The following is a 19503-nucleotide window of genomic DNA, read 5'->3' as shown; positions in this document are numbered from 1 at the left end:
CCTCCAATTTCAAGCCGTCTAATTTAAACTAATTATAGCATAAAGAAAAATAAACCTTAACAAAAAACAAGAGCCTATGCGAAGCTGGCCCTTGTTCCTATTCCATATATATTTAATTACCTATCCATTTAGCGTTGTATAATCTGATTTAATGCTCACTTGCGGAATGAATTGCCCCAAAAAACCCTGAATCACCAATGGAATACCACCGAAGATAAACAAATAACGGTAATGTACTAAGCGCTTCAGATACACCGCTAGAAGACCTGATACGCGCTTGCCAAACACGATTCCAACTGCTTCTTTAGGACCGATGGATGCAATGATTCCTCGATTGATGAATACAAATGGCGTCATCTCTTGCCCTGTTAATAGGCGCTCAATGTTGTGCACAAGATGTTCGCCTTGCTGCATTGCGATTTGCGCTGTTGGCGGCAATGGTCTTCCGTTTTCATCGTAGTATATCGAGCTATCACCAATAATGAATACATCCTCGAAGTTCGTGGACTGTAGAAATTCATTGATATTCGCTCTACCGCGTTGTGTAGTAAAGCCTGAATCTTCGAGTACGGAATTACCTCGTACTCCACCTGTCCAGATCATAAGTTTCGTAGGTATTTTCTCATCACCAATCATGACGTAGTCTTGAGTGACTTCCTTCACTGGAGTGCCTATCTTTAACTCCACACCTTTATTGCGTAGAATATCTGCGGCTTTAATGGATAATTCCTCATCAAAGCCTGGCATTACCGTTGGTGCTGCTTCGACACAGATGAGGCGAATATCTTTGACGTTTACATCGTATTTAGGAGCTACAACTGGTAACCATTCCGCTAGTTCCCCTAACAGCTCAATACCTGTAAACCCGGCCCCACCGACCACTATATTCAGTAGACCTTCCTCTGATTGACTTTCGACCTTGTATTTGGCTAGACTTCCTTCAATCTGGGTCTTGATTAGTCGTGCTGCATTTAAGCTGCGTAACGTATAGCTATGCTCTTGCAGTCCTGGGATACAAAAATACTCTGGATCGGACCCTAAACCAATCACTAAGTAATCATAAGCAACCACTTGTTCCTTTAGTGTTACTTGTTTATTCACAGGATCAATAGCCTCTACCCAATCCTTAATAAGCTTCACATTATCGTTAACAAGCCTTTTCAGAGGAATCCGTACCTCATCACCCTCTGCAAAGCCGCCAGCAGGTTCATGTAATCTTGTCACCATCTGGTGATAATTGTGCTTATTCACCAAAGTAATATCTAGGTTTAATTTCTTAGCTAACTTGCCTAAGCCTTGTGCAGCTATTACACCACCGTACCCTGCTCCTAGAATTACAACTCTTTTCTTGTTAGACTGTTGCACAACCCGAACCTCCTTTATACTAAAATTTTTAAAAAATCTTTGCATCCACCAAGCCTAAGGCGAAGCAAACTGCTTTCGTAAAATATGACTGATAACTAGCTCAATCATATCCGCTACTACCTCGTGAAATCACTCACTTATCTCAGCGGCGTTTACTAATATTCCCACTTCTATAAGCGGGAGATAAGTGCCGCCAAGCTTCGAAATAAGTGCAACTAGAGTTCAGGTGGAGTAAAAACTCCATCTGAACTAAGTTTTCTTTATAGTATGTACAACTTTGTGAATGTTCTCACATTCACATACTGTTAAGAAAGATTATACAAGAGAATCTCACTTTTTACAATACACTTTTACCCAATTTCGTGATTTTTTTCACGAACTTTTTTAAGTGCCTTTTCTTCCTCTGGAATCCTTATAAATAGTAGCAATGCTGCATTAGATATTGTAAAAATAGCTGCCGTATAAAACGCACCAAAAATCATAGGAAGTGCAAGAATCTCCAGTGCTACAATCAAGTAATTAGGATGCCTAATATATTTATATGGTCCTCTGCTCACAAGTGTGGCAGATGGAAGCACTAATATTTTGGTATTCCAATATTTCCCCAACGACCTCAGTGTCCATACTCTAAGTGCCTGTGCAAGCATAAAAGCAGAGAATGGAATCCACCACCCAGTAATACGTTGAGCACCTGTACTCATTACTTCGACAAAGTAAGAAGCAAGAAATAAGACATGCAAAGCTACAATGTATGGATAATGGCTTTGCCCAGACTCTTCAGCTCCTTGGGAAAGCATCCAGCGTTCATTGCGTTTTGCGAGTTGAAGTTCTGCAAGTCGCTGTAAAACTACAAATAAGAATAGACAAAGAAAAAACAACATAGGATCACCTTTTCAAATTTTTAATCCTAGTGTTGCCTTTTAATTTCTATACCATTCTAATATTACTTTCTTTATTAGGTCCACTCTAATAAAATCAATTCTGAGCTAAAGCCTGGTCCGAGTGCAAGCATTAAGCCTAAATCATCTTCCTTCGCACTACTATTCATAATCGATTCCAAGACGAATATCACTGTAGGCGATGACATGTTGCCGTAATTTCGAAGAATCGTACGTGATGGCAATGTTTTATCAGAAGGTAAAGACAAAGCTTCATAGTATGCTTCAATGACTTTCTTTCCTCCTGGATGGGCTACAAAGTGCTGAATATCATCAGATTTTAAAGAGTGGCGATTTAAGAATTTCTCTACATTCGGACTTAACCAGCTACGAATAATTGTCGGGATATCTTTAGAGAAGATTACGTACAATCCGTTATTCCGAACGTCCCAGCCCATGACATCTTCAGAATCCGGCATAAAGGTGGACATTGTGTCTAAAATCCGTGGGTGGGCCTTGTTAGTGCTATTCTGTGTACTCTTTTCCCTTTCTACTAGCTTAGAGCGCTCTCCCGAAACAAGTACACAGGCCGCCCCATCAGCAAAAAGCGATGCACCAATTAAATTACTTTTCGAATAGTCGTTCTTCTGGAATGTTAGGCTACATAATTCTATACATAGTACCAAGACATTCGCTGCTGGATATGCTCTGCAATATTCATATGCTCGAGAGACCCCCGATACCCCACCCGCGCAACCAATGCCCCATATCGGGATGCGTTTTGTATGTTGTGAGAATGCGCAATGATTCATGATCTTCGCATCAATCGTTGGTGTTGCTATCCCCGTGCTAGTAATAAAGAAAATCGCATCTATCTCTTGATATCCTATGGACTCACGAATAAAATGTTTGGCATTTAAGCAAGCATCGATGGCTTTTATTCCATGATGGGTTGCCATCTCGATAAATAATTTATTCTTCTCTTCAAAGGTATGCTCTTTATCAAACCACGCTAGTGGTGCCGATACATATCTCCTGTCTATCTCACCATTTTGCACAATGCTGAGTAAACGTTCGATATCTGCATGGTGCTCTGAAAACAATCTTTTCACAAAGCTTCTGGTTGTATCTTGTGTGACCTCGTAAGGCGGATTACTTAAACCAACCGATAGTATCTGTGCGATAGTATACTCCCCCTTAAACGTACTTAGCTGTCTATATATAAGTCTATTAAGGGATATACAGTGAATATTCATCGCTTCTGCGTAAATATTTTTTGACAAGAAGGTGCAAAAAAAACACCGACAGACAATGAAGTCAATCGGTGCCAAAATATCTATATTTTACTTTTCTTCGATATCGTATTATACTTCTTCGCTTACTTTCTCCAGCTTGTGGCCAGAAATACGATTGATGATTGTCGCTAATGCTCCATCCCCAGTTACGTTACCAGCAGTTCCGAAGCTATCTTGTGCAAGGTATAAGGCAATCATTAATGCTGTTAAAGTCGGGTCAAACATTAGCATTGACTCAAGTAAACCTAATGCAGCCATAACTGCCCCACCCGGAACACCTGGCGCTGCAACCATTGTAACACCAAGCATAAGAATAAACGGGAACATCGCCGTAAAAGTTGTAGGCATATCATTCAATAGCATAACTGCCATTGCACAGCTTACTAATGTGATTGTACTCCCTGATAAATGGATGGTAGCACATAATGGCACTGCAAAATCTGCTACGTCTTCGTTAATACCATTACGCTTTGTTTGACGAAGTGTAACTGGAATTGTAGCCGCTGACGATTGGGTTCCAATCGCTGTGAAATATGCAGGAAGCATTGTTTTGATTAAACGGAATGGATTTGCTCCAGCAACAGAACCAGCAACCGTGTATTGAATCAATAGATACGTAATGTGTAATAAAACAATCATAACGAAAACTTTCGCAAATACAGATAGAATCATAGCTGTTTTGCCACCATACGTCATGTTTGCAAAGATACCCATAATATGAATTGGAAGTAACGGAATAATAACATTTGTAATGACTTTTTTCACAATTTCTTGGAAATCATTCATGAACTTACGTAATGTGTCGCCTTGAATTGCTGCAATACCTAGTCCTAATGTAAACGCTAATAATAGAGCTGTCATTACACCCATAATTGGAGGGAACGCTAACTCAATGATAGGTTTTACATTAGCCGCTTCTGCATCAGCAATTCCTGATGTTAAGAAACTACCAACTTCAATCATTTGTGGTAGAACTAATGATGATACGAAAAACGCAAGTGTTCCAGCAATGATTGTCGATGCATAAGCTAACCCTGCTGTAATACCTAGCATTTTCCCTGCACGAGCTCCTAGCTCCCCAATACCTGGAGCAATGAATCCTAAAATGATTAAAGGAATAATAAATCCTAAAAAGCTACCAAAAATGCCATTGAACGTAACGAGAATACGCACAATAAACTCTGGTGCGTAAGCCCCTAAAGCGATACCCAGAACTATTGCAAGAATCAACCTCGGCAATAAACCAAATTTTTGCATTTTCTTCTCCCTTTCATTCGTTGATGATTTAATATGTTAAAATGTCCTATACTATATATTCTTCATAAAAAAGGAGAAAATGCAATTTAAAAGAGTATTCCAAAAATACACAATTGATTGAATATTCTATTATTGGTTTATATAATTGACCTATGTTTCCTATTTCGCATTGCGTTTGTAGCTCTCTCAATGAGCGTATCAAGGAGATTCTCACGTGTGGTTCCATCCTCTGGAAAAGAAACCCATGAATTTTCTACGGCAAACTCTCGATATTGTTCATTAATTTCTAGTATTTCCAGATATTTAGCATGAATTTTATCATTGACGATATGCGTGTGTTCAGGATCACAAAAAGGGAAGATACCAATAAATGTTTGGGAACCGTAAGGAAGAAAAATATCAGTTTCCCAAAATACTTTTTTCAACTGTTCATACAAATATAAACTGCGCTTACGATATTTTTGTTCAACTTTGTCGTTATAATCCATCTGTGTAGCAAAAAATGTTGTTAAGACTATCGATAATGAAATATTTGCCTTTTGAGCCTTTCGAATCTCTCCACGCAAGTATTGATCGAGTGAAAGATTCACCGCTTGAACCGATTGAGCAAAGGTATCTAAAGACTGATTAATAGTACCCAAAATCTTAACGATTCTCTGTTCCAAAACGAAGTCTTCATATGGTTTTAATATATAATCTTCCGCACCAGCGCGAATGCCTTTTATAAATGCATTTCGGTTGGTTTCGCCTGTAACGACTACCACTGGGACGAGAGGATTTTTTTCTTTTAGCTTGGAAATGACATCAAAACCATTTTCTTCTACCTGCACATCAACAATGACGAGGTCCACATCATACCGAGTCTCTGTTAGTAAATCAAAGAAACGCGTTACATTTTCCGCCTCTAATAATAAGTGTTGATGCTTATCCGTGATTGCGCGTACACGGTCACGTGCCATTTTAATCGGGTCGAGGATAATAATTTTTTTCATATAGGCAATCACCCTTCTATTGAAATAATAATGTAAAGAAACTTGTAGTCATATTATACTATAAGTCCGATCTGATAACTCTAGATTACGCTCTAAAATACACATAATTATTTTACGTATACTCTAGTATTTCATATAATGATAATAAGTACACAAAGGAAGGTAGGTAATACATATGGAGGCTATTTTAAAGAGAAGAAGTATTAGAAAATACACAAAGCAGGATGTTTCAGAGCAAGACGTGCAATCCATCCTAAAAGCAGCTATGAGTGCGCCTTCCGCCGGCAATCAGCAGCCGTGGCATTTTATTGTGATTAGAAAGCGCTCAATCCTTAACGAAATTCCGAAGATTCATCCGTATTCCAACATGATGAAGGATGCTCCGTTAGCAATTGTGGTATGTGGTGATCCTACAATAGAACGCTATAAGGGGTATTGGGTTCAGGACTGCTCTGCAGCGATTCAGAACATCTTGATTGCTGTAGAAGATTTAGGTCTAGGTGCAGTATGGGTCGGTATCTATCCAGAAGAATCTGCAAAAGCAGAGGATTTCCGTAAATTGCTGAATATTCCTGAGCATGTGATTCCTTTAGCAGTCATTCCAATTGGACACCCAGCGGAGACTAAGCCTCCTGCAGATCGATATAACGATGCTCGCGTGCATTCAGATACTTGGTAATATTCTAAGAGACAATTAAACGAGTGGTAATTATATACTAATCGACAGAAAACAAGGACAAAGCGTTTAGCATTCGCACTTTGTCCTTGTTTTTTGTTTTGTTACTTTGTTTTTGATACCGTGTATTATTCTACCTTTTTATTTACCCAAGTTCTCGTTATAGCTTTATTACTTATAACTCATTATTCATCTTAATTATGTTTATTCAACTTCTGTATAGCTACTTTTATCAACTTGTGGTGATGTTGTTTGGAAATGCTCTGGCTTTTTCAAAGTAAAGTATAAGAAGAATACTGCCATAATCATATATCCAATGGTAAAATCGTTAGCCGCCCCTATCGCTAACTTCGGCGCATGCATTAATCCGATAAAGGATAATCCCGCACCTATTACACTAAATATTGCTGCCTTCTTAAAGTTATGATCGATAATGAATACAGTGATGGCACCTAGGATAATACCCGTGAACATTGCCCCTTGGCCTAATGGTACAAGCCCTGAAGAAATATTATTCACTGCTTCTCCTGCCGCCGTGTTGAACCTCGACATAATATAATTTGCAAAATACGGTAAGGCAGCAATTACGACTGCCGGATAATACTTCGTTGCATTGCTCTGGAACGTTGTCGCAACCATCGACACACCTACGAATACTAGAATCGGTGCAACAACTGCGATAGGAATGATTGCTGACATTGCTGCGATTAAGCCAAACATAGCGGTCAGACCAAACACTAAAGCATTTAAAATACTATATCCACGACCTGCTCCCATCCATTTCGAACCAACAGATGCGATATATACAGTTGTCGGGAACGGGCCACCAAATAATGCTCCTACCATAGTACCTACGCCATCTACTGCTTGACACTCTCTGACGTCATATGAATCTCCCTCTGCCGCCATCGCTTCCACGTTATTCATAGTTTCAATCGCATTGTAAAGGGTAATCGGCAGAATCACAGCCAGTAACCCAATCAAAGCTCCGAATAAATACTCAAATCCTGTAAATACAGCAAACGTTGGTAGCATTGGGTAAAAACCTACTTGGTCAAGTCCTGCTTGAATCTTACTCGTGTCTGCTGCTCCTAATAAGTACGCTAACGCAGTACCTACTACAATTGCAAATAATGATGCCGGAATCTTAAACGGCATATATACTTTTCCTAATAATCCTACAAGTATAATTGCTAACACTAATAATCCAATAATCGGCATATCTAACGTTTTGAACAACATTTCCCCACCAATGAATGTAAGGGCAACACCAGATAATGCTCCTAAAATTGCTGCTCTAGGAAGGTTATCTTTTAACCATTTTCCTGAAGCACTAACTAATACTTCAATCAGACCACTTAAGAAACATGCTGCTAAACCAATTTTCCACGCCAAATCAAAATCACCGTTTGTAAGGTTTTTCGCTGGAAGTAGAACCCCAAATAGAAACACGAACATCACAGGAGTACTTATCCCATAGGATAGTGCCGTAACATCTGCTCTATTTTCTTTTTGCGCTAGGCGGTTCGCCGAATACGCGTAATATAAATTCCCTACAATTACCGCTACTGCTGCCCCCGGAATCACCTTACCAAATACGATTTCTGCCGGGAACCCCATGCCTAACATAGCCGTAGCGATGACTACGAAATTTGCTAAGTTATTTTGGAACAAAGCAAAAAACGCGTCCGTATCCTGTTTCTTAAACCACGGATAATGTACATTGACTTGCTTACTCATTCTCTTCCTCCTCCATAAATTCTGCTACGCCATTTTTCAGGCTCTTTATTCTTACTAAAGAATATACAGGATAGCCTGCTTCCCTTAGCTTGTTACCGCCTTCTTGGAAGGCTTTCTCGATGATAATACCGATTCCAGCTAGACTTGCCCCTGCTTGTTCCACGATGGAAGCAAGGCCTAAAGAGGCTGCCCCCCGTGCGAGGAAGTCATCAATGATATATACATGGTCCTCTGGTGTAATGAACCTTTTAGAGACAGTGATATCGCTTGATTCTTGCTTAGTGAAAGAGTATACCTGCGCTACATAATTCTGGTCAGACATCGTGATTGATTTCTTTTTTCTTGCAAACACTACAGGAACACCCAATTCAATGCCCGTCATCAGTGCTGCCGCAATTCCCGATGCCTCAATCGTTAGAATCTTTGTTATCTTTTTTCCTGACTTTACTTTTGACGCAAACTCTTTTCCAATCTCCGCCATTAAAAACGGATCTAATTGGTGATTCAGAAAGGAATCTACCTTCAACACATCATTCGATAAAACAATACCGTCCTGCAGAATTTTCTCTTGTAATATTTTCATGCGTTTCTCCCCACGTCTTGTGATTTTTCCCTAATAATTATGGTTTCCATTGGAAAACTAGTAAAAACAGATATTGAAAAAGACCCAGCATGCATGTCCCTTTTCAAAAGTGAAAAAGACATCATTCTAAGTCTCGATGACAAATAATCATACACTTAAAAATCAATCATTTCACTCATAGTCAACTATTTGCGGTAGCTGGTAGAAACTCGCAGGCCATATCCCCACTATTATATGAGTTAATATTTTTTATTTATTTTGTTATTCATACGACTCTTGCACGTTTACTACAGTTAAACAAATGTAGTAGAAGTAAATAAAAAACATTATAACCTTACTTTCTAGAAAAAATCAATGGAATCTCTTTTCCTTTTTCCAACTTTTTTGTATAATTGCAAAGGCATTATATGTAAGGCCCAAAGCCTTTGCATCAAGAGGAGACTAAAGATGACTAAAATCAGAAATCGATGGAGTGTAGTTTTTGGCGCTGTACTCATTCAATTGTGTTTAGGTGCAGTTTATGCATGGAGTTTGTTCAACAAGCCCCTCGTTGAGGCATTTGGCTGGAATCGCGAAGATGTTGTATTAACGTTTTCGATTACGATAGCTACGTTTGCCTTTTTCACTATTATAGCTGGAAAGCTGCAGGATCGTATTGGTCCACGTCTTGTGGCAATGGGTGGGGGAATCTTACTTGGTGTTGGATTGTTACTCGCAAGTACTGCTACGTCGATTTATCAATTGTACTTTTATTATGGCGTTGTAGGTGGAGCAGGGATTGGCGCTGCCTATGTTTGTCCACTAGCAACCTGCGTGAAATGGTTTCCTGACAAGCGCGGACTGATTACAGGTGTTGCCGTAGCAGGATTTGGTGCAGGCGGTTTGCTGTTCAAACCGATCATTGTTAGCTTGATTGAAAATGTAGGGGTTATGGACACGTTCCTCTATCTCGGCATTATCTATGCCATCGCCATTGTGATTGGCTCACAGTTTTTAGTAAACCCACCGGTTGACTTCGTACCAGACGGTAGGAACTCTACTGCTATCACTATCAAACAAGAGTATACAACGGTGGAAATGTTGAAGACTCATCAGTTCTACATGATTTGGATTATTTATTTCATCGGGTGTATGACTGGCTTACTCGTCATTAGTCTTGCCGTTGATATTGGGGTTACGTTGGTAGGGCTAGATGCCAGCACGGCAGGGAACGCGATTATCACCATCGCATTGTTAAATGCAGCAGGAAGAATTATTTGGGGCATCATTTCCGATCGCCTAGGGCGAAAGTTTACGATTACCCTTATCTATTTATTGACCGCTCTCGTTATGCTATACATGAATTCGGTTCAGCTTACATATTTTTCATTTTTAATTAATGTATCGTTAGTTGGCTTCTTTTTCGGCGGATTCCTCGCGTTATTCCCGTCAAAGACAGCTGACTATTATGGTACTAGAAATCTGGGTATGAATTATGGAATTGTGTATCAAGCGTATGGGCTTGCTGCCTTTGCTGGCCCAATATTAGCCACGTACTTTGATCTTTTAGATGCTTTTATGGTTGCATCCGTACTATGCCTCATTGCCGGCGGCCTGTTATTCTTTATGAATCCAGTACTCGATAAGAGACCGGCAACAGAGTAGCGTCTCTGCAACTCCGATAAAAAACCGACAACACCAAGTTCTAAGGACACAAGGTGATTCTATAATTGCATACAAGGTAAAATAATAAAAACTGCACCTCCAATTATTAGGTCTGTCTAACAATTGGGGTGCAGTTCATAGCGAGTCGTTTTTGCTTATTAATCTTCTTCCTTTGTTGGCGCCACTTCTTGTTTAGCGGTTTTTCTGTTTTTCAATGTAATGATTAACAAAATCGTTGATGAAATGAGCAAGATTGCCGCCGCTCCAATAAACAACCACAACGGAAGCTTACTCTTCGGTTTAGACCCTTCTTGTGCAGCTTGTTCAATCGCTTGCAGTTTAGGATCTTTCTTTAACTGTGCTTCTTTCACGATTCTCTGGCGCTCAAGCTCGTAATCAGTATTGCTAATATTACCACTATTATTCGTCCCATCCTGGCCAGGGCTTACATCTGATGGTTGTCGATTTAAATCAATGCCAATGGCTCTACTACCTAAGTCAAGCCAACGTCTTTCCAGAAGATTCTTCGGATAAGATTCTATCTTCCCAGTGTAAGGGTCACTCACATATGCAAAATTCTCATCATAGTCGAACAATACTACGGTATGCAGATTCTTATTCCATTGAATTAGATGCTCTTCTTCAGTCCACCAAAAATGCGAAATCTCTGTCGGCGCTAATCCAATCGTTACCCATATAATCATTGGGTTACCTTTACGTACTTCTTCCAGTACGGATTGAAAAGGCTCTTTCGAAAGATTCACAACTTTCCCTGGGAAATATTCGTTAAGTAATGCTTCCATTGGTTGATGATACACACCAAACCCACTGGAGCTAAATGGGTCTCCTACAAAACCCTTCTTCGGGTCGCCACCAACAGCTCTATCGCCAATCGTCTGCGGCACAGGCTCTACTGGAATCTTCCGAGCCACTTCGGCTTTAGATACAAGCTTTCCATGGTAATGGAACAAAATCGTTGCTGCCGTAGCTTCGCAACCCGTTGGCAATTCTGGATGCTGATTCATGACAGGGAACGACTTAGGGTCTGCGGGTTGTGCACCATAAACCAGTGGCGAAGGAATGATTAAGAGAGCAAAAATCAAAAGTCCAACGATTAAAAAGCGTACCTTATAATGCATTGGATTGTACTGTATATATTGCATTGGCTACACCACGTTTCTCTTCTATAATTATCTGATATTGGATGCAATCTAATCCATTACATCATTCCATTGATATTTTCATTCTACCTGATTGTTGTTTTTTAGACAATGGAATGCCATGGAATCCTATCAAACAATTAATAAACTACATGAAAAAAACGACCCATAAAAGGTCGTTTTCGAGTTCACTATTGTAGTTTCAAATTATAACTTTACAACGTTAGCAGCTTGAGGTCCGCGTTGTCCTTCAACAACCTCAAACTCAACTTCTTGACCTTCGTCTAAAGACTTGAAACCGTCACCAGTGATTGCTGAGAAGTGAACGAATACATCGCTTCCTCCGTCAACTTCGATGAAACCAAAACCTTTTTCTGCATTAAACCATTTAACTTTACCTTTTTGCATTACGATAAAACCTCCAAAAAATTGATAAGCGTTTCTTTCGGTTATGTACCTACATACGCCTTATATTTATTAAATCACCTTTAAAATAAAATGTCAACTTTCTCCTATGCTTTTTACTAAAGAATGTTCCGAATAGGAAAACAGTGGAATTTAAAGTACAAACTTGTTACAATGATTCCTATACGAGGTGAATCATCTTTGACACAGTCTAAGAGGCATTTTTTTAATCTTGGTTTTTTCCTAATGGCTACTTTAAGTTTTATGATGAATTTTTCATCTTCTGTCATCATTCTCCCTCAATATTTATTAACTATTGGTGGCAATGAATTCTTGTCTGGTTTACAAGCAACGATATATTTTTTGGCTGCTGTCATTCTGCGAATGTATCTCGGGCCTATGGCAGATAGCCACGGCAGGAAGCTTCCTTTATTAATTAGTGGGATTGCTTTTGCTACTGCCCCACTGTTATTTGCGATTAGCTATGACTTTACGACATTAACTTTAGCCCGCGTCTATCACGCCATTGGGCTAGCTGCATTCTTTTCGAGTGGCAGTTCCTTTGTTTCTGACATAGCGCCTCCCGCAAAGCTAGGAGTATACTTAGGCGTGTATCGTACGGTTCATTCCTTCGGTCTGCTATTAGGACCTGCGCTAGGATATTGGATTATCAATCAATGGGGTTATACTACTTGGTTTCTTGCTAGCTTTGCTATCGGCTTAATTGGTGTTTTCTTCATTTCAATCCTTACTGCCAGGCCAGCGCAAAGGTCACAAGAACTACATTCCTTACAGTGGATGAAAACAGTTTTAAAGCAACCGAACACATACCCTGTGTATCTCGGTATCGCCATATTGTCTACTGGATACGGAGCATTGTTAACCTTTGCCGCGATTTATATTTCTAGTGTGACTCAATTACAAAACCCTGGAGTATTTTTTACATATTTCGCGCTTGCCGGGATTGTTGCCAATCTTTCTGTTGGAAAATTATCCGATCGCTTTGGGCGATTGATAGTCGTCTGGCCTTGTATGATCCTGTTCGGACTAGGCTTCCTTGCTTTTTTTACTCTACCTTATGCTCCAGTCTCACTATTTATAAGTAGTATGTTTGCTGGTTTTGGTTTCTCTGGTGGTTTGTTGGTTCTCATTGCATGGCTAGTAGATTTAGTAAAAGAGGAATTACGAGCAACGGCTTTATCAATTCAAGAAAGTACAATCGATGTTTCCGTAGCTAGTGGCTCATTGATTTTCGGAATTACTGGGAGTTATCTTGGACTGTCCTTTTCTATGCTTTTGTTCGGAATCTTCGTGATTGCCGCATCTATACCGCTTTACGCCAACAGAACCTTTCAGTTTCAACGCTTGAACCAATAGCTATGTTATAGTAAGAATATCTTAAAAAAATCTTTTAATATCTTTTAATATCTTGAACTATCTTGAGTATACGAGGTGTACAGCCTATGAACGTATTTGTCGCACGGCAGCCAATCTTTACAGAAAAAGAAGAGGTAGTTGCCTACGAATTGTTATATCGTAGTGGAGAAGACAACTTTTATGATAACGTCAATGGTGATCAAGCGACTACAGATGTCATTATCAATAGCTTCTTAAATATTGGAATCGACCGCATATCGAACCGTAAGAAGTGTTTTATTAATTTTACCGAAAATCTACTCATTAAAGAGATTCCTTTTTTGTTCCCACATGAACATGTTGTTGTGGAAATCCTTGAAAACGTAGAGCCAACGGATGAAATCATTGCAGTATGTAAGAAACTTAAGGAGCATGGCTATACGATTGCCCTTGATGATTTTGTCCTACAAAAAAGGTTATACCCATTAGTCGAAGTGGCGGACATTGTAAAAATTGATTTCCTCAGTACATCAGCACTTGATCGTCTCCATATCGTGCGCAGCCTTAGCTCTAGGAAGGTCAAATTTCTTGCAGAAAAAGTGGAAACTCGAGAGCAATTTCAACAAGCTCTATCGATGGGATTTACATTCTTCCAAGGATATTTTTTCAGTAAGCCTGTTATCTTAACCAGTAGCGATGTGCCAGTGAGCAATTTCCGCTACCTTCAACTTCTCCAAGAATTAAGTGCATCAGAGCCAGACGTTGATCGTATCGCAAGAAATATAGAATTAGACTTATCCCTTTCTTACAAGTTATTAAAACTTATAAATTCTGCTGCCTTTGGACTCAAAAGCACCGTTACATCGATTAAACATGCCGTTGTGTTGCTAGGTCTACGCGAAATCCGTAAATGGGTCTCCATTATAGCACTAAAAGATTTAGCCAATCATTCTTCAAACGAAATGATTACTTCGTGCTTAATCCGGGCCAGAATAGCTGAGTCCCTATCGTCAAAAATAAACTTGCAGAAAAGGAAATCCGAATGTTTTTTAATGGGATTATTGTCGATGGTCCATGTGCTGCTACAAAAACCGATGGAAGAGGCTATCAGTGATCTTCCACTATCAGAAGATGTGAAAGACTGTCTACTAGGAAAAGAAAATCAGTTCCGTACTATCTTAGACATTATTTTGACAATAGAAAAAGCCGACTGGCATCACCTGTCAGCTTTAATAGCGACTATTCCAATTCAGAATCAGGAGCTTCCTGATATTTACCTCGAAGCAATTGATTGGGTGAATGAAGTTATGGACCAATTAAACTGATCCTTGCGAATCTACCGAATAGATGTCAGCTTAAATCCGCACTTCTCTTCCATCGATAAACCGTTGCACGATATTACGATCATCTCCTATATACACAAGCCTTTGTAATCGGTCCGACAATGGAATGTTCTGGGGCCCTAAATTACGGTCATCGATTACAATGGCATCAAAGCAATATCCTTCTTCAAAACTACCAACCTTCCCAAAGAAGCGCCCCCCCCCCTTTGTAGCCATATACAGGACTTCTGACAGCGAAAGTGCTACCTTCGTTGCTTGGTCTGTTAATTGATTCTGTACCGCTTGTAAAGCCTTCGAGCTCTGCATGGCTTGAACCATAATTTTCATCATAGATAGGTTATGCCCTGCACCGACATCACTTCCAAGTCCAATCGCTAGCCCTTGCTCAAGCAATTTCTTTACTGGCATAATGCCACTTGCTAAATTCAAATTCGCTTCTGGACAATGCACTATCATAACCTGTTGTTCCTTCATTAGCGCAATTTCTTGCTCCTCAAGATATACACCATGGGCCATCAATGTAGGATTATGTCCGAACAACTGAAATTGATGATAGACATGACCGTAAGATACCGCATTTGGATATAGACTTTTCACCCAACGGACTTCATCACGATTTTCTGACAAATGAGATTGGATTGGCACTTGATATTGCTTAGCAAGTTCGCCAAGTCCTTGCAGCAATGCCGCCGAACAGGTTGGCACGAAACGCGGTGTGATGATTGGTTTCGCATACTTATTCTGCCCATGGGCAAGTATCAGTTCCTCCGTGTCGATTAACGATTGTTCTGTAGTCTCGCGGAGAAACTCTGGACAGTTTTGATCCATGTTGATTTTGCCAATTCTCGCATGCATGCCGATGTCTTCTGCAATCTGAAATAAACAATCCGTGCTATGCTTATGAATCGTCGCCAAAATACTTGCGCGGGTCGTCCCTTGACGCAGTAGTTGTGTGATAAACTCGTGATACACCTGCTCTGCATATTGTTCATCTGCAAATTTCGCTTCACCAGGAAACGTATACTCTTCCAGCCAAGCAATCAATTCTTTATCAAGTCCAATTCCCCGTTGATAGTATTGGGCAGCATGTACATGCAAATCAACAAATCCAGGAATCACCAAGTGATTCGAATAATCCTCTATTGGCAAGTCCTTAACTGACTCTGGTAATTCATCGCTAGACTGATAAATACCACGAACAATGCCCTCTACACAGACTAAGTAAGCATTTTCGAAATACTGTATTTCTTGGGATGTGGGTGTATAAATAAAGTTCCCTTTGAGAAGATGAGTATTCTCTGTTCTTAACATCTATAGCTCCTTAAGGAAGTGTCGTAAAATACGTAAAGCTACCTTTTTCCGATATGCTGCAGTAGAGCGTTGATCATCAATTGGTGCAATTAAAGGTTCATACTGATTCAATATGCTGTCCAACTGATCCTTCACTTGTGCTACCGATAGACCAATGAGACCTTGTTCGATTGCAATCGACCGCACTGCGACAGGCGCAACGGCACCAAAGCTAATGCGCACATCTTCAATCATCTGCCCATTGTCCGATAGCTTCATTAGCCCTAGGAACGAAAGCTTGGAAAGGGTCTCCGTTTTCCTTGTACCGACTTTTTTATAGTATTGAACTGTCCAATCTTCTCTATACGCAGAACCCGCCTCAACTTCATAAGTTGCTTTACCTGCATACGGAATTATCACCTTCGTCAGTAGTTCATCGGATGCTAATTGGATTCTCCGCGGGCCTTGCCAGAATTCATTAATAGGCAGAACTCGTGTACCTGCCAACGATTGAACTTCAACCTGCGCATCCATAGCATACAGAAATGGAAATAAATCGCCCGCCGGGGAGGCGTTGCAAATATTCCCGCCAATTGTACCGATATTGCGTATTGCGGGGGATGCCATCTCTTGAATGATCTCGGCTAACACATGCGGTAGAAGGTGCGGATTTGCAAGTACATACTCTGCTAAATCCGCTAGCTTTACCATAGCGCCAATCTGAATCTGCCCTTTTTCTATCTCCATCTTTGTTAACTCCTGTATATACTGCAAGAACAGCACATCTGCCTGGAATTGCACAGGCACTCCAGCCCAAGTACGTCGTTGAACGATCGCATCCGTTCCACCAGCAAAAGGAATGGCACTACAATTTTTACGAATCGTTAGTGCTTCCGCTAGGGTTCTCGGTAAGTGGCTTCGTAGCTCCGTTACTTCCATGCGAATTCCCCCTTTTGTCCTGCTTGGTAAATCGCCTCGACAATCATGTTATATCCTGTACAACGACAAATGTTGCCTGAGATTGCATCTCTAATTTGTTCTTTCGTTGGTTTCGCACATATCTTCAATAACGTTTCTGCCGCCATAATCATAGCAGGTGTACAAAAGCCACATTGTACTGCTCCTGCTTCCACAAATGCTGTTTCAAGGATTTTGTACCGCTCCGTGTGCTTATACCATTCGATGGTAAGGACTTCTGCCTTGTCAAGGTTCCCCATCAGCATTAGACAAGCATTCACTAATTTACCATCCACAAATACAGAGCAAGCACCACATTCCCCTTCACCGCAACCCTCTTTCGTACCCATAAGCGCTAATTCCTCACGTAATACATCGATTAACCGTTTCAATGGGTCCACATGTAGCGTCATTTGCTGTTGGTTAATTGAGATCTGTATCGGCAGTTTCATCTTCTATAACCTCCATGATATATTCCGGCGTGATAGGGATTTGTGTAACGTGTCTTGCTATCGCTTGTTCTACAGCTTGAGCATATGCCGGGGCCGCTCCAATCAAAGTTAATTCCCCTGCACCCTTCGCTCCGAAAGGCCCTGCCCCATAGTAGTTATCTATCAATTTGCTTTCTATGATTGGTACATCTTTGACGGTTGGCACCTTGTAGTCAGTCATGCTTTTTTGTAAAAGTTGACCTTGCTTTTCCTTCATCACTTCAATTGATGCATATCCTAGCCCCTGTACGACTCCACCTTCGATTTGTCCCATAATAATTCGTTCATCAATCGCCGTACCTATATCATAAACTCCCCATACCCCTTTTGTGGTAGCTTCATAGGTTACAGGGTCGACTTCTACTTCTACGACATTGACTCCCCAAGAATATGTGGGATACGCATCTCCTTCAAACTTAGCATCGTTCCAACGAATGTGCTCCGGCTGGCGATATTGTTTCATCACTTCTACGATATCTGACTCATTCCAACGTTCCTTTAACTCTATTGCTGCTCGCTCTAGTAATCCTCCGACAATCATAATAGAGCGTGATGCAACTGTAGGTCCGGAGTTCGGCACACGATCTGTGTTAGGATTCTCATAAATTATTTGTTCAATTGGTAGTTCCAATGCTTGGGCAACAATTTTGGAAAACGTAGTTTTTAACCCCTGTCCCATGTCCACATTTGCAACCAGTATCTCTACTGTACCGTCTGCACTCTTACGTAGCTTGGCCTTTGCCTTAATGTAGTCTTGTTCTCCACTACCCGTAAAACCGCAGCCATGTAAAAATAACGACATGCCAACCCCACGCCATACTCTGTCATTTTGCTGCTCATAACTCTTTCTTTTGCTAGAGTAGTTCGCCATTTGATCGACCATCTCTATCATTTCTGGTAGCTTGATAGGATCGATAAAGGTTCCTCCCGTCGCCGTAGAACCCCCTTGCTTCGCCATATACTTCTGCTTCCACTCTAAAGGGTCAATCGATAACTTCCGTGCAACATTGTCCATGTGCCGCTCGATTGCAAAGAAAGATTGCGGTGCACCAAAACCGCGGAATGCGCCAGAAGGTACAGTGTTGGTCCGCATCGCCTTACCTTCTACATATAAGTTCGGAATGTCGTATACACCAGTGACAGCAAACATTGAGCGCTGCAATACGACATTCGATAATCCTGAATATGCGCCGGCATTGATTTCCACTTCAACAACCATGCCTAAAATCTGTTTTCGTTCATTAATGGCTGTCTTATATCGGATCACAGACGGATGTCGCTTTGGCGTCGAAATGATATCTTCATTTCTATCGAAAATCAGCTGTACAGGCTTGCCAGTCTTTTGCGCAGCAAATGCCGCATGACCTGCAATGATCGATGGATAATCCTCTTTTCCGCCAAACGCTCCACCAATGACTGTTTGATTGACGGAAATTCGATCGCCTTCCCACCCTAATCCTTGGGCTACAGCATCTTTTACATAATACGGACATTGCAAGCTACCGTAAATGTACATACGGCCCCCTTCTGGCACTGCAATAACGCCCTGGGGTTCGATATATAATTGTTCCTGATAACCCGTTTTATATTCATCTTCTATCACATATGAAGCATCACCAAATATCGTGTCAACATTACCCTTCTTGTAGGTATATTCGACAAATGGCGCTTGCTCCATTGGTAATTCCTCATAAATAATAGTAATCGCTTGCGTAATGGAAAGTATCTTCTCTTTATCAGGACCGACAACTAAGAGAATCGGCTCCCCTACATAGTTGACAATTTCATTCGCTAGAAACGGTTGGTCCTCATAGATCATCTTAACAATGTTCTTCCCAGGGATATCGTGTCGATCAATCACATAATAGCCCTCAGGCAATGGAGGAATTTCTACATGCATAATTCTAGCTTTCGCTTTTGTTGATCGAATTGTCTTTGCAAATAACATGCCCTCAAAGCATAAGTCAGCAACATAGTTTGCTGACCCACTTAATTTCGAATGATTATCCAGCTTCGGAATCGGTTTGCTAATACATGAACTATATGTTCGTACCGTCATCTTCGTCTCTCC

At 40.6% G+C, this 19503-nt stretch carries 17 protein-coding genes and 1 riboswitch; of the genes, 4 read left to right on the top strand and 13 right to left on the bottom strand.

All coding sequences use genetic code 11. The annotated features are described in order from the left end of the window. Nucleotides 1-120: 120 nt before the first annotated feature. From BHU72_RS08270 to BHU72_RS08250, 5 genes are all read right to left on the bottom strand, one after another. Nucleotides 121-1365, bottom strand: coding sequence for an NAD(P)/FAD-dependent oxidoreductase (locus BHU72_RS08270; protein WP_176720443.1), 1245 nt, complete (start codon nt 1363-1365; stop codon nt 121-123). 350 nt (nt 1366-1715) lie between these two features. Further along, nucleotides 1716-2246 (bottom strand): isoprenylcysteine carboxyl methyltransferase family protein, encoded by a 531-nt coding sequence (locus BHU72_RS08265; RefSeq protein ID WP_069702160.1) that lies wholly within the window; start codon nt 2244-2246, stop codon nt 1716-1718. Nucleotides 2247-2320: 74 nt separating this feature from the next. Beyond that, nucleotides 2321-3427 (bottom strand): type III polyketide synthase, encoded by a 1107-nt coding sequence (locus BHU72_RS08260; RefSeq protein WP_069702347.1) that lies wholly within the window; start codon nt 3425-3427, stop codon nt 2321-2323. 180 nt (nt 3428-3607) lie between these two features. Next, on the bottom strand, nt 3608-4795 hold the full coding sequence (locus tag BHU72_RS08255; protein ID WP_069702159.1) for a dicarboxylate/amino acid:cation symporter: 1188 nt from the start codon (nt 4793-4795) through the stop codon (nt 3608-3610). A 137-nt stretch (nt 4796-4932) separates the two neighbouring features. Then, nucleotides 4933-5787 (bottom strand): response regulator, encoded by an 855-nt coding sequence (locus tag BHU72_RS08250; protein WP_069702158.1) that lies wholly within the window; start codon nt 5785-5787, stop codon nt 4933-4935. Nucleotides 5788-5962: 175 nt separating this feature from the next. On the opposite strand from BHU72_RS08250, the gene BHU72_RS08245 reads away from it, so the two are divergent. Next, nucleotides 5963-6466, top strand: coding sequence for a nitroreductase family protein (locus tag BHU72_RS08245; protein ID WP_069702157.1), 504 nt, complete (start codon nt 5963-5965; stop codon nt 6464-6466). Nucleotides 6467-6667: 201 nt separating this feature from the next. Here the strand turns inward: BHU72_RS08245 and BHU72_RS08240 are convergent, their stop codons facing one another. After that, a complete protein-coding gene (locus BHU72_RS08240; protein ID WP_069702156.1) occupies nt 6668-8203 on the bottom strand; it encodes an NCS2 family permease in 1536 nt (511 codons plus the stop codon). Continuing rightward, complete coding sequence (locus BHU72_RS08235; RefSeq protein WP_069702155.1) at nt 8196-8786, bottom strand: xanthine phosphoribosyltransferase; 591 nt, start codon at nt 8784-8786, stop codon at nt 8196-8198. The genes BHU72_RS08240 and BHU72_RS08235 overlap by 8 nt, the downstream gene beginning before the upstream one ends. Before the next feature lie 158 nt (nt 8787-8944). Then, nucleotides 8945-9044, bottom strand: a riboswitch (purine riboswitch). 189 nt (nt 9045-9233) lie between these two features. Between BHU72_RS08235 and BHU72_RS08230 the strand changes: the two genes are divergently transcribed. Next, complete coding sequence (locus tag BHU72_RS08230) at nt 9234-10430, top strand: L-lactate MFS transporter (protein ID WP_069702154.1); 1197 nt, start codon at nt 9234-9236, stop codon at nt 10428-10430. Nucleotides 10431-10588: 158 nt separating this feature from the next. On the opposite strand, the gene BHU72_RS08225 is transcribed toward BHU72_RS08230, so the two are convergent. After that, on the bottom strand, nt 10589-11569 hold the full coding sequence (locus BHU72_RS08225; protein ID WP_176720442.1) for a C39 family peptidase: 981 nt from the start codon (nt 11567-11569) through the stop codon (nt 10589-10591). Nucleotides 11570-11797: 228 nt separating this feature from the next. Further along, complete coding sequence (gene cspD, locus BHU72_RS08220; RefSeq protein WP_069702152.1) at nt 11798-11998, bottom strand: cold-shock protein CspD; 201 nt, start codon at nt 11996-11998, stop codon at nt 11798-11800. Nucleotides 11999-12169: 171 nt separating this feature from the next. On the opposite strand from cspD, the gene BHU72_RS08215 reads away from it, so the two are divergent. After that, nucleotides 12170-13372 (top strand): MFS transporter, encoded by a 1203-nt coding sequence (locus BHU72_RS08215; RefSeq protein ID WP_218076116.1) that lies wholly within the window; start codon nt 12170-12172, stop codon nt 13370-13372. An 86-nt stretch (nt 13373-13458) separates the two neighbouring features. Beyond that, a complete protein-coding gene (locus BHU72_RS08210; RefSeq protein ID WP_069702150.1) occupies nt 13459-14676 on the top strand; it encodes an EAL and HDOD domain-containing protein in 1218 nt (405 codons plus the stop codon). A gap of 30 nt (nt 14677-14706) precedes the next feature. Here BHU72_RS08210 and guaD read toward each other — a convergent pair whose 3' ends face one another. From guaD to BHU72_RS08190, 4 genes are read right to left on the bottom strand one after another with little or no spacing between them, the layout of a single operon-like run. Then, nucleotides 14707-16005 carry a guanine deaminase gene (gene guaD / locus BHU72_RS08205; protein ID WP_069702149.1) on the bottom strand — a complete coding sequence of 433 codons (1299 nt, stop codon included), beginning with the start codon at nt 16003-16005 and terminating at the stop codon, nt 14707-14709. Then, nucleotides 16006-16923 carry an FAD binding domain-containing protein gene (locus BHU72_RS08200; RefSeq protein ID WP_069702148.1) on the bottom strand — a complete coding sequence of 306 codons (918 nt, stop codon included), beginning with the start codon at nt 16921-16923 and terminating at the stop codon, nt 16006-16008. Next, nucleotides 16914-17393: a (2Fe-2S)-binding protein gene (locus tag BHU72_RS08195; protein WP_069702147.1), complete on the bottom strand. Its 480-nt coding sequence runs from the start codon at nt 17391-17393 to the stop codon at nt 16914-16916. Before BHU72_RS08195 ends, BHU72_RS08200 begins: the two co-directional genes overlap by 10 nt. After that, nucleotides 17365-19491 carry a xanthine dehydrogenase family protein molybdopterin-binding subunit gene (locus BHU72_RS08190; RefSeq protein ID WP_069702146.1) on the bottom strand — a complete coding sequence of 709 codons (2127 nt, stop codon included), beginning with the start codon at nt 19489-19491 and terminating at the stop codon, nt 17365-17367. The genes BHU72_RS08195 and BHU72_RS08190 overlap by 29 nt, the downstream gene beginning before the upstream one ends. Between the last annotated feature and the right edge of the window lie 12 nt (nt 19492-19503).

This window comes from Desulfuribacillus stibiiarsenatis (assembly GCF_001742305.1).
GTDB lineage: Bacteria > Bacillota > Bacilli > Desulfuribacillales > Desulfuribacillaceae > Desulfuribacillus_A > Desulfuribacillus_A stibiiarsenatis.
Note: the sequence above shows the minus strand (reverse complement) of the source record. Positions and strands in the feature narration are given on the sequence as shown.